At 53.3% G+C, this 12258-nt stretch carries 10 protein-coding genes; 4 read left to right on the forward strand and 6 right to left on the reverse strand.

The window, feature by feature from the left end; all coding sequences use genetic code 11:
- Positions 1-41: 41 nt before the first annotated feature.
- Positions 42-1394, reverse strand: a complete 1353-nt coding sequence (gene gorA, locus IB222_RS01030; RefSeq protein ID WP_003827456.1) for a glutathione-disulfide reductase — start codon at positions 1392-1394, stop codon at positions 42-44.
- 104 nt (positions 1395-1498) lie between these two features.
- Positions 1499-2341 (reverse strand): 23S rRNA (adenine(2030)-N(6))-methyltransferase RlmJ, encoded by an 843-nt coding sequence (locus IB222_RS01035; RefSeq protein ID WP_126317261.1) that lies wholly within the window; start codon positions 2339-2341, stop codon positions 1499-1501.
- A gap of 208 nt (positions 2342-2549) precedes the next feature.
- Here IB222_RS01035 and prlC point away from each other — a divergent pair, with 208 nt between their 5' ends.
- Positions 2550-4592 carry an oligopeptidase A gene (gene prlC, locus IB222_RS01040; RefSeq protein ID WP_149280765.1) on the forward strand — a complete coding sequence of 681 codons (2043 nt, stop codon included), beginning with the start codon at positions 2550-2552 and terminating at the stop codon, positions 4590-4592.
- Between the two features lie 8 nt (positions 4593-4600).
- Positions 4601-5350 (forward strand): 16S rRNA (guanine(1516)-N(2))-methyltransferase RsmJ, encoded by a 750-nt coding sequence (rsmJ, locus tag IB222_RS01045; RefSeq protein ID WP_003827462.1) that lies wholly within the window; start codon positions 4601-4603, stop codon positions 5348-5350.
- Positions 5351-5695: 345 nt separating this feature from the next.
- On the opposite strand, the gene IB222_RS01050 is transcribed toward rsmJ, so the two are convergent.
- Positions 5696-6895, reverse strand: coding sequence for an NAD(P)/FAD-dependent oxidoreductase (locus tag IB222_RS01050; protein ID WP_148361351.1), 1200 nt, complete (start codon positions 6893-6895; stop codon positions 5696-5698).
- A 232-nt stretch (positions 6896-7127) separates the two neighbouring features.
- On the opposite strand from IB222_RS01050, the gene IB222_RS01055 reads away from it, so the two are divergent.
- The gene (locus IB222_RS01055; RefSeq protein ID WP_126956437.1) at positions 7128-7631 is read left to right on the forward strand and encodes an Rrf2 family transcriptional regulator; all 504 of its coding nucleotides are present in this window, start codon (positions 7128-7130) and stop codon (positions 7629-7631) included.
- 87 nt (positions 7632-7718) lie between these two features.
- Here IB222_RS01055 and dtpB read toward each other — a convergent pair whose 3' ends face one another.
- Positions 7719-9191 carry a dipeptide/tripeptide permease DtpB gene (gene dtpB, locus IB222_RS01060; RefSeq protein WP_003827469.1) on the reverse strand — a complete coding sequence of 491 codons (1473 nt, stop codon included), beginning with the start codon at positions 9189-9191 and terminating at the stop codon, positions 7719-7721.
- A 281-nt stretch (positions 9192-9472) separates the two neighbouring features.
- The gene (gene uspA / locus IB222_RS01065) at positions 9473-9910 is read right to left on the reverse strand and encodes a universal stress protein UspA (protein ID WP_003023368.1); all 438 of its coding nucleotides are present in this window, start codon (positions 9908-9910) and stop codon (positions 9473-9475) included.
- 393 nt (positions 9911-10303) lie between these two features.
- On the opposite strand from uspA, the gene uspB reads away from it, so the two are divergent.
- Complete coding sequence (gene uspB, locus IB222_RS01070; RefSeq protein WP_003023371.1) at positions 10304-10639, forward strand: universal stress protein UspB; 336 nt, start codon at positions 10304-10306, stop codon at positions 10637-10639.
- A gap of 64 nt (positions 10640-10703) precedes the next feature.
- Here uspB and pitA read toward each other — a convergent pair whose 3' ends face one another.
- Entirely contained in the window at positions 10704-12203 is a 1500-nt protein-coding gene (gene pitA, locus IB222_RS01075) for an inorganic phosphate transporter PitA (RefSeq protein WP_003827471.1), read from the reverse strand.
- Positions 12204-12258 lie beyond the last annotated feature (55 nt).

The raw sequence follows: 12258 nt of genomic DNA on the forward strand, positions 1-12258 counted from the left end.
AGAAAACCGGATGGCAAAGCACCATCCGGTTTATTTATTGCTTAACGCATGGTAACGAATTCTTCTGCCGCCGTTGGGTGAATCGCAACGGTGTTATCAAAGTCTTTCTTGGTTGCGCCCATTTTCAGCGCGACCGCGAAGCCTTGCAGCATTTCATCCATTCCAAAACCAATACCGTGAATACCGACAATTTTCTCTTCCGGACCGACGCAAACCAGCTTCATGCGGCACGGCTGACGATGTGAGGTGACAGCGGTATACATCGCGGTAAATGATGATTTATACACTTTCACCTGGTCATCGCCGTGCTGTTCGCGAGCCTGCTGCTCGGTCAGGCCCACGGTGCCAATTGGCGGGTGGCTGAAGACCACGGTCGGGATGTTGCTGTAGTCCAGATGTTCGTCCGGTTTGTTGTTAAACAGACGCTCGGACAGGCGACGGCCCGCGGCAACGGCAACCGGCGTCAGTTCAACGGCACCGGTGTTGTCGCCGACGGCATAAATACCCGGCACGCTGGTGTTCTGGAATTTATCAACGACGATGTAGCCTTTTTCATTGGTTTTCACGCCGGTAACAGCCAGATTGAAGTTGTCCGTTTCTGGCTCACGACCAATCGCCCAAATCAGGCAGTCTACCGTTTCGCTACGACCATCTTCCAGTTGCAGGGTCAGGCTGCCGTCAGCGTTTTTAACAACCGCTTTTGGAATCGCGTGAGTATGCAGAGTCGGGCCTTCGGCGTTCATCACCTCAACCAACGTCTCGACGATCATCGGATCAAAACTGCGCAGCGGCGCGTGTTTACGCACGAACAGGTGAGTTTCTGCGCCCAGGCCATTAATCACACCAGCCAGTTCAACGGCGATGTAGCCTGCGCCAACAACGGCTACACGTTTTGGCAGCGCTGGCAGCTCAAAGAAACCATTAGAATCAATACCGTATTCCACGCCAGGAATGTTCGGATGGCTCGGACGCCCGCCGGTGGCAATCAAAATATGATCGGCAGTGATGGTTTCACCATTCACTTCAATGGTTTTTGCATCAACGAAGCGGGCAAAGCCTTTGATCACATCGACATTATTTTTGCCCAGCACGTTGTCGTACGAGGTATGAATACGATCGATATAAGCGGTACGCGTGGCGATCAGTTTATCCCAGTCGAACTTATTGATGGTGGTGTCGAAACCGTAATCCGGACCGTACATGTGGATCGCTTCGCGGACCTGTGCGGCATGCCACATCACTTTCTTCGGTACGCAGCCAACGTTAACGCAGGTGCCGCCTAACTCTTTGGCTTCAATCAGTGCGCATTTTTGACCGTACATTGCTGCACGGTTAATGGAGGCAATACCGCCGCTGCCGCCGCCAATAGCGATGTAATCATAGTGCTTGGTCATGACCGCTCCTTTATGTTCATTGTAGGGCGGAGAAGCGTTACGCCATCCGCCAAAATATTCGCGATTGTATACCTGATATTAAAAGGTTCCACCGATGGCTGCGATTACTCCGGCACGATCCAGCTTACGGAAGTATGCCCGGTTCCTGTCGGAACCAGTTTGCTGTGCAACCACGGCAGGACGTTGTTCATCTGCTGCTCCAGCTTCCACGGTGGGTTAATCACAATCATGCCGGACGCCGTCATGCCACGCTGATCGCTGTCCGGGCGCACCGCCAACTCAATTTGCAGAATTTTGCGGATACCGGTGTCTTCGAGATCGCGGATCATGCGCTTGATTTGTTGGCGCAGAACCACTGGATACCACAACGCATAGGTGCCGGTCGCGAAACGTTTGTAGCCTTCGTTAATACCGGTCACTACTGCCTGGTAGTCGCTTTTGATTTCGTAGGGTGGATCGATAAGGATCAACCCTCGACGGGAAACCGGCGGTAATTTTGCTTTCAGCTGCTGATAACCATCGGCTTTGGCCACGCGAGCGCGCTCATCTTTCTGGAATTCGCCGCGCAGCAGAGGGAAGTCGCTCGGGTGCAGTTCAGTTAATTGCAGGCTGTCCTGTTCGCGCAGCAGCTGGCGAGCAATTAACGGAGAGCCCGGGTAGTAGCGCAACTGACCGCTACGGTTGAAGTGTTGTACCACGCCAATGTAGGGTTCCAGTTCTGCAGGCAAATCGTCCTGCTGCCAGATGCGGGCGATCCCTTCCAGATATTCACCGGTACGTTCGGCATGCTCACTGCTCAGCTGATAACGGCCAGCGCCAGCATGGGTGTCCAGATAGAGAAACGGTTTTTCTTTCTCTTTGAGCGACTCGATGATCAGGCTCTGAACGGTATGTTTAAGGACGTCGGCGTGGTTGCCTGCGTGATAACTGTGGCGATAACTGAGCATGGGTAATGAAATTCCGCTGAAATGACGATTTGCCACAGTTTACAGCAGATCGGCACAGATTACCCGTAGGCCCGGTAAGCGCAGCGCTACCGGGCGTCTTTCCGTCACGGTTAGCATTGAAATCCTCTACACTTAACCCCATTGTACAAATTAATATGCACAGCGCCGGATACGCGCTTCATTCACTCTTTTCAACAGGACCGCGCTAATGACCAATCCATTGCTGACTCCCTTCGAACTGCCGCCGTTTTCTAAAATTCAGCCTGAGCACGTTGTGCCTGCCGTCACTAAGGCGCTGAACGATTGCCGTGAAAATGTTGAGCGCGTGGTTGCGCAGGGCGCGCCGTACACCTGGGAAAATCTCTGTCAGCCGTTGGCAGAAGTCGACGATGTGCTGGGGCGTATTTTCTCTCCGGTTAGTCACCTGAATTCGGTGAAAAACAGCCCGGAACTGCGTGAAGCCTACGAACAAACGCTGCCGCTGCTGTCTGAATACAGCACCTGGGTTGGACAACATGAAGGCCTGTACAAAGCGTACCGCGATCTGCGTGATGGCGATCATTATGCCACTCTGAACACTGCACAGAAAAAAGCGGTTGATAACGCGCTGCGCGATTTTGAGCTTTCTGGTATTGGTCTGCCGAAGGAAAAACAGCAGCGCTATGGTGAGATCGCTACCCGCCTGTCTGAGCTTGGTAACCTGTATAGCAATAACGTCCTCGATGCTACGATGGGCTGGACTAAGCTGGTGACCGACGACGCGGAACTTGCCGGGATGCCGGAAAGCGCGCTGGCCGCCGCAAAAGCTCAGGCTGAAGCCAAAGAGCAGGAAGGCTATCTGTTAACGCTGGACATCCCAAGCTACCTGCCGGTGATGACCTACTGTGATAACCAGGGGCTGCGTGAAGAGATGTATCGCGCTTACTCCACGCGCGCGTCTGACCAGGGGCCAAACGCGGGCAAATGGGACAACAGCCCGATAATGGAAGAGATCCTCGCGCTGCGCCACGAGCTGGCACAACTGCTGGGCTTTGAGAGCTACGCCTTTAAATCTCTGGCTACCAAAATGGCGGAGAACCCGCAGCAGGTACTCGACTTCCTGACCGACCTGGCGAAACGTGCCCGTCCGCAGGGTGAGAAAGAACTGGCTCAGCTGCGCGCCTTCGCGAAAGCGGAATTTGGTGTTGATGAGCTACAGCCATGGGATATCGCTTACTACAGCGAGAAACAAAAACAGCATCTCTACAGCATCAGCGACGAGCAGCTGCGTCCTTACTTCCCGGAAAACAAAGCCGTTAACGGCCTGTTTGAAGTGGTTAAACGTATTTATGGCATCACCGCCAAAGAGCGCACCGATGTTGACGTCTGGCATCCGGAAGTTCGTTTCTTCGAGCTGTACGACGAAAACAACGAGCTGCGTGGCAGCTTCTATCTTGATCTGTATGCCCGTGAACACAAACGCGGTGGGGCGTGGATGGACGACTGTGTCGGCCAGATGCGTAAGACAGACGGCACATTGCAAAAGCCGGTCGCTTACCTGACCTGTAACTTTAACCGTCCGGTGAACGGTAAACCTGCGCTGTTTACCCACGATGAAGTGATCACCCTGTTCCACGAGTTCGGCCACGGTCTGCACCATATGCTGACCCGTGTCGAAACCGCGGGCGTTTCCGGTATCAACGGTGTGCCATGGGATGCGGTCGAACTGCCGAGCCAGTTTATGGAAAACTGGTGTTGGGAGCCGGAAGCGTTGGCGTTTATCTCTGGTCACTTTGAGACCGGTGAACCGCTGCCGAAGGAACTGCTGGATAAAATGCTGGCGGCGAAAAACTACCAGGCAGCGCTGTTTATTCTGCGTCAACTGGAGTTCGGTCTGTTTGATTTCCGTCTGCACGCGGAGTTTAACCCGCAGCAAGGGGCTAAAATCCTCGAGACGCTGGCGGAAATTAAAAAACAGGTCGCCGTGGTGCCGGGCCCAACGTGGGGCCGCTTCCCGCATGCCTTCAGCCATATTTTTGCTGGTGGCTACGCAGCGGGTTACTACAGCTATCTGTGGGCAGACGTACTGGCGGCAGATGCCTTCTCTCGCTTCGAAGATGAAGGGATTTTCAACCGTCAGACCGGACAATCGTTCCTCGATAATATCCTTACCCGTGGCGGTTCTGAAGAGCCGATGGAACTGTTCAAGCGCTTCCGTGGCCGCGAGCCGCAGCTGGATGCAATGCTGGAGCATTACGGGATCAAAGGCTGATTATTCACGTGAAAATCTGCTTAGTAGATGAAACAGGCGCCGGAGACGGCGCCTTATCTGTTCTTGCCGCCCGCTGGGGACTGGAACACGATGAAGATAACCTGATGGCGCTGGTGATGACGCCGGAACATCTGGAACTGCGCAAACGTGATGAACCCAAACTCGGTGGTATCTTTGTCGATTTCGTGGGCGGAGCGATGGCCCATCGGCGCAAATTTGGCGGTGGACGCGGTGAAGCGGTGGCGAAGGCGGTTGGTATTAAAGGCGATTACCTGCCGGATGTGGTCGATGCGACAGCTGGGCTGGGGCGCGATGCGTTTGTACTGGCCTCGGTAGGCTGCCGCGTACGAATGCTGGAACGTAATCCGGTGGTTGCGGCACTGCTTGATGATGGCCTGGCGCGCGGCTATGCCGACCCGGAAATCGGTCCGTGGCTGCAGGAACGTTTACAGCTGATCCATGCGTCGAGTCTGACGGCGTTAACCGATATCACGCCGCGCCCGCAGGTGGTGTACCTCGATCCGATGTTTCCACATAAGCAGAAAAGCGCGCTGGTGAAAAAAGAAATGCGGGTGTTTCAGTCATTGGTGGGGCCGGATTTAGATGCGGATGGGCTGCTGGAGCCTGCGCGTCAGTTGGCCACCAAACGTGTGGTGGTGAAGCGCCCAGATTACGCGCCGCCGCTGGCGGATGTCGCCACGCCGAACGCGGTTGTGACGAAAGGGCATCGGTTTGATATCTACGCTGGGACAGCATAGTTTGTAGGTCTGTGCACTGTGCACTGTGCACTGTGCTGCCTGATGCGCTGCGCTTATCAGGCCTACGACAGCGTGTCTTTGTAGGCCACATCCCGGCTTGATGCGCTGAATTGCCTGATGCGCTGCGCTTATCAGGCCTACGACAGCGTGTCTTTGTAGGCCACATCCCGGCTTGATGCGCTGAATTGCCTGATGCGCTGCGCTTATCAGGCCTACGACAGCGTGTCTTTGTAGGCCACATCCCGGCTTGGTGCGCTGAATTGCCTGATGCGCTGCGCTTATCAGGCCTACGACAGCGTGTCTTTGTAGGCCGGATAAGGCGTTAGCCGCATCCGGCATTATCCATTAAACAAACGGTGCCAGCGGGTCGGCAATCTCAAATGCTACTGCTCGGTCTGCTTTCGGTGGGTAAATCAGCTCGCTGACAATCGACACCTTCAGCTTCTTCGCTTCTGCGCGCGTCAGTTTCACCTGCTGATCCCATCCTTCGCTATACACCGCACCCCAGGCACCAAGATCCAGGCAGGTGACGTAGTTTTCCTGACGATATGGCAGTGGTGTTACGTTTAACAGGTCTGCCGCAGCGTTATTACCGGCAAATTTACCCAACAAAATCGCGTGCTGACAGGTCATTAACGCATGGTTGCCTTTGTCGTCGGTGGCGGCATAGGCCACATCGCCAGTGGCGTAGATATCATCGTGGCCCACAACCTGCAGATTGGTATTCACATGCAGACGGCCCTGGCGATCGCGCGGGGCATTAATCTGTGCTGTCAGGCTATTGGCCTGTACGCCGACGGTCCAGATAACCGTTTGAGAGGCAATCACCTGCCCATTTTTCAGCGTGACACCGGAGGCATCCACGCTTTCTACTTCCGCATTGACCAGCCACTCGACGCCCAGTTCAGCAGAGGCTTCGATAATCACGTCACGTAATTCCTGGCTCCAGCGTCCGCCTGGCTGAGCACCGCGTTCAACTACGACAACTCTGGTCTTAGCATCAGCGCCCAATATTTCGCGCAAACGACCCGGTAATTCCAGCGCCATCTCTATCCCGGTGAAACCACCACCACAGACCACGACCGTATTGCGAGCCTCACTTTCCGGCTGTAATGCCAGATCGTGAATGTGCTGCTCCAGTACGGCGGCGCTCTCAAGTTGGTCGAGGTCAAACGCGTGCTCGGCGGCACCGGCCACGGCGTCGCGGTTTACGTGACTTCCGCTGGCGAGCACCAGGCGGTCATAGCGGTGCAGATGAATGTCACCATTGGCATCTTTCCAGCTTACCTCTTTAGAGTCCGGGAGGATTTGCTCGACGTGACCTTGCAGGAAGTTGACGCCGGTAACGTCAAACAACGGTTGCAGTGGTGCGACCAGCGTATGAACGGCACTTTCATAAAAGCGTGGGCGGACACGCAGCTCCGGCTGTGGCGCAATTACTGTAATATCAATTGCCTGCTGATGTTTATCCGCCAGTCGTGCGGCGCTTAATGCTGCCCACATACCGGCAAAGCCGGCGCCCACGATCAGAATTTGTTTACGCATTGGGGTTTTCTCACTGATGACTACGAATTATTTACTCGGATTTTATTTGTCGTAGTTAAGAATTGCAATGCGATCGAGATCCTTTTTGCCACAAAGGGTGGTGTTTTTTGATTATCTGTTTGATAAGTATGTATTTAAAGTTCTTTTGTAAAAAGGGATTACTTTGCTGTCTGGAATGAATGAGATGAAAAAGCTACAATAAACTCAGATTCATTTTGGCTGAGATAAGAGAATGGCATTCTACAGTTCGGGAGTTGAGTACGGCATTCATAGCCTGATGTGTATGGTCGACAGTAAGGGCGACGCGCGGGATATGAGCGTGCGGGAAATAGCCGAACTGCAAAGCGTACCGTATGACTATCTGGCAAAAATTTTCACCCGTCTGTCCAAAGCGGGTCTGGTGCGCAGCATTGAAGGCAAAGGTGGCGGTTTCCAGTTAGCTAAACCCGCTGAACACATCACGGTGCTGGATGTGGTGAATGCTATTGATGGCGATAAGCGCATCTTTGAGTGTCGTGAAATTCGCCAGCGGCTGGCGATATTTGAGGAACACCCACCGGAGTGGGCCTGTGAAGGCATTTGTGGCGTGCGTTCGGTAATGGACATGGCCCAGCAGCGAATGGAAGAAGCGCTCGGCCAGCATACGATTCTGGACTTGGCGCGCAAAATGTACCGCAAAGCGCCGGACACTTTTGTGGTGGAAGTGCAGGAGTGGATAGACGCGCGTAAAGGGTAGTGAGTGAAAATGCCCGATAGCGCAAGGCGACCGGGCATGTTGAATGTAGGCCGGACAGGGGCAATAGCCGCCATCCGGCACTGAAGGTTATTGCTCGGTGCTCGGCGTATTAATCATGCGGTTCAGCCATGGCACCATAATCGCCATCACGACCGTTACGGCCAGGGTGACAAGGCCAATCTTACTGAAGACGTTGGTATAGATAGGCAGCGTTTGCAGCGGGTCGGTGATGTTCTCTGGTACGGCGGTGAACGTAGCGACATAACCCCCCATCAGGAAGGCCGCGGCCTGCGTCAGGAACCACATCCCAAGAATGAAGCCCATCAGATGTTGTGGCACGAGAGCAGCGACCATAGCCAGTCCCAGGGCGCTAATCAGCAGTTCACCCAGGCTCTGGAACAGATACACCAGCACGATAAACCACGGCGACGTCAGCCCTTGTGCATCGGCAAACCACATCCCGGCAGCGGCGGCCGTCAGGAAGCCCAATGAGCACAGGAACATACCGAGCGTAAATTTCATCGGCATGGTCAGGTCTTTGCCTTTGTTGCCCAGACGGGTATAGATTGCGGCCAGTACCGGACTCGCCAGTACCACCCAGAACGGGTTCAGCGCCTGGAAGCTCACCGGGTTGATGGCGAAACCAAGAATTTCATGGTGTACGTTATTGATCGCAAAGAAGTTCAGCGATGTCGGCATCTGCGCGTACAGCACGTAGAACACCACCGCTTCCAGCATCAGGATAAAGGCCACGAACATCTTGTTGCGCCCGGTTTTATCCAGTTTGAATGCCTGACGGAAGAAGATGATGGTCACGACAATCGACAGGACGATCAGCACCAGGTTGGCAATCTGCACGTTGTGCATCAGCCAGGCGCAGATAAATACCATCACTACCGTACCGGCCAGCACGTACAGCAGGTTACGGAAGTTCAGTGGCTTATGGTCTGGCTCAGAGCCGATATTTTTCACCATTCCGCGGCAGGCAAAGTAGACCAGCAGCGCGACGATTAGTCCGGCTCCGCACAGGTTGTAAGTCACAGCGTAGCCAAACTTATCGGCAATCACCGGCGCCAGCGACAGTGACAGCAGCGAACCGATGTTAATCGACATATAAAACAGGGTGAAAGCACCGTCCAGACGGGCGTCTTTCGGGGGATAACATTTTGACAGCAGGCTTGCCGGGTTGGCTTTAAATAGCCCGTTACCAACGGCAATGGTACCCAAAGCAATAAAGATTAGATCCGGCTTAAGCAGCGACATCCCGGTCATGAAGTAGCCGATTGCCAGCACAATGGCACCGAGCACCAGCGTGCGCTTGGTGCCTAACAGGTGGTCGCCGACGTAGCCGCCGATCGAGATCAGGCCGTAAACCAGTGCGGCAAAGGCACCAAAGGTGACAAATGCCTGTTCTTGTGAAAATCCGAGCTGCTTAACAAAAAATACCGCCAGGATGCCCTGTACGCCGTAATAGCCAAATCGTTCCCATAATTCCACAAAGAAGATCATGAAGAACGGACGAGGTTGCTGCAGCAAGCCCGTAGGTGCAGTTTTATTCATATTCCATCGCCTTTCAAAGCCATCCCGAAAAGTATGAACGCGTATGCTTAAACGCGCCGAAAAAGTCTTATTTTGTTATAGACTGCGGTTATTGGCCGCAAGGGTAGAGTATTATAGAGATAGTTTTCGATCCAATTAGTTGATCACACTAATTATGATTTGTTTGTTGGATTGATGTACTAATTGTGACCGAATGATAAAAACAAAAACGCCCGCGAAGGCGGGCGTTTACAGGCTTAACGACTTGCAGTGGGCCGGGTTAACTTCCGGCGGCAAGCATTTTATGCTTCTTCGTCGTCACGCAGCGGAACAATCAACATGTCGACGTGGACGGTGTTGATCAGTTGGCGCGCGGAGGACATCAGTTTGCTCCAGAAATCCTGGTGGTGACCACAGACGACCAGATCCATGTCGTATTTTTTGATGGCATCAACCAGAACCTGACCCAGGTCGCCGCTACCGCTCAGGGTTTCGGTGATAGGGTAGCCTGCATTGGTGGACAGCTCGGTTAACGCGTGGTGGGTTTCTTCAGAAATGCGTTTCTGCATGTCGCCCAGATTCACGTCGATGAGCCCGGTGTACAGGTCGGAATAGTTTACGTCAACGTGGATAAGGGAGACTTTAGCATTGTAAGGTCGCGCCATAGAAACCGCTTTTTCAACCAGAACTTTGCTTTCCGGAGAAAGATCAACCGCGATAAGAATGTGTTTATAAGCCATAGTGTTACTCCTTCCATAAGTTGTCGATGACTAGCCTGCTGGCGTTATATGCCGCCGCGTCATCCGCGTCCTGCGAACCTTGTGCGCGGGGCTAGCCCAGTCGTAAAAAACGTACCATATAAGGACTATCCTTACATTATAGCGACCAGGATAATCCGTCAATCCGCCTTGCTTGCCAAATAGTTAAACAAATTTTTTAGTTAATTGCATTGATAGCGATTAACCTTATGGCAAAAAAATTAACTAATCTCCTACACTATCTAAAGAGGCGTTCGGATGCGTGATACTAACACGAACGGTTTCGGCTGCACTCTTCATTGAATGGTTTGGCAGGGTATCGGGGAGCGGTAGTCCCGGAAAGGAGTTCCGTGGGCGGGTCGCCGGGGAGGAGGTATGATAAGCACCATTGCATTATTCTGGGCTTTATGTGTCGTTTGCATTGTTAATATGGCGCGCTATTTTTCTTCGCTACGCGCACTGTTAGTGGTACTTCGTGGTTGCGATCCATTACTTTACCAGTATGTAGATGGAGGGGGCTTTTTTACCTCGCATGGGCAACCGAACAAGCAGATGCGTCTGGTGTGGTATATCTACGCTCAGCGTTACCGCGATCATCATGATGATGAATTTATTCGCCGCTGTGAGCGGGTTCGCGGTCAGTTCATTCTCACCAGCGCGCTATGTGGCCTGGTGCTAATCAGCATGGTTGCGCTGATTATCTGGCACTGATTCCAACAACAGATACAAAAAAAGCGGGTCAGCTTCCTGACCCGCTTTTTTACCGTGCATTCGCTTAGATAAGCTTCAGGGACAGCCAGTACAGCACCCCGGAAAGAATAATCGCAGCCGGCAGGGTGAAGACCCAGGCCATCAGAATGCTGGTTACCGTTTTACGCTGCAATCCGCCGCCATCAACAACCATCGTCCCCGCAACGGAAGAAGAGAGAACGTGGGTGGTGGAAACGGGCATACCGGTGTAGCTGGCGAGGCCGATAGAGACTGCGGCGGTCATCTGCGCCGACATCCCCTGGGCATAAGTCATGCCTTTCTTACCGATTTTCTCGCCGATGGTGGTGGCAACACGACGCCAGCCAATCATCGTACCAATACCCAGCGCCAGTGCGACGGCCATAATGATCCAGATAGGCGCGTACTCAATGGTGCTCAGCATGTCAGCTTTCAGTTTTTTCAGCAGACGCTGATCGTCAGCGCTTACGCCAGGCAGCTTAACCACTTTATCGGTGGTATCAGAGATGCACAGCATAATACGGCGCAGCTGACCACGCTGTTCGACGCTTAATTTGTCGTAGGTTTCCAGGTTCGCCAGCATACCTTTCGCACGTTCCAGCGCGTTGATGGTATTCGCCGGGTGGCAATGGAACTCTGTCGTCGTCGCGGGTGCCGCGTCCGTCGGGGACGGAATCAGCTGGTCTACGCCTGTGGCCTGTTTAAGCAGGTCAGGGCGCTGCTGGAAGAAGACTTCGACGTTATTGATTGCATCACGGGTACGGGTAATCTCGTAACCGGAAGCATTCATATTCACCACGAAGCCTGCAGGCGCTACGCCAATCAGCACCAGCATCACCAGACCAATGCCTTTCTGCCCGTCGTTAGCGCCATGAGAGAACGCTACGCCGATAGCGGAGAGGATCAGTGCAATACGGGTCCAGAACGGCGGCTTTTTCTTGCCATCTTTCTTTTCACGTTCTGCTGGCGTCAGGTGGATACGGGCACGTTTTTTTGTACCGCTCCAGTAACGACGCAGAATGAAAATAAGACCGCCTGCAACCACCAGACCAACAATTGGCGAGATGATAAGCGAAGCAAAAATACCGATAACTTTCGGAATGTTAAGTGCGTCCACCACCGAGGTGCCGGTCATCAGTGCATTGGTTAAACCAATACCGATAATGGCGCCAATCAGCGTGTGGGAGCTGGATGCAGGTAAACCAAAGTACCAGGTACCCAGGTTCCAGATAATTGCCGCCAGCAGCATGGAGAACACCATGGCAAGGCCATGTGACGATCCCATATTAAGCAGCAGATCCGTTGGTAGCATATGCACGATGGCATACGCCACGCTGAGACCACCCAGCAAAACACCAAAGAAGTTGAACAACGCAGCCATGACCACCGCCAATTGCGAACGCATTGCACGGGTATAGATCACGGTTGCGACAGCATTGGCTGTGTCATGGAAGCCGTTAATTGCTTCGTAGAACAGCACAAAAGCCAGAGCAAGCAATAGTAAAAGCCCGGTATGTAAATCCAGGCCAGCAAACAAATGTAGCATAGGACGTTACGCCATTTTGAGGACATGAACGCGGCGCATTATCAGTGACTTTGGC

Origin of the sequence: Citrobacter sp. C13 (genome assembly GCF_014596815.2) — a bacterium.
In the GTDB taxonomy this organism is placed as follows: Bacteria; Pseudomonadota; Gammaproteobacteria; order Enterobacterales; family Enterobacteriaceae; genus Citrobacter; species Citrobacter portucalensis.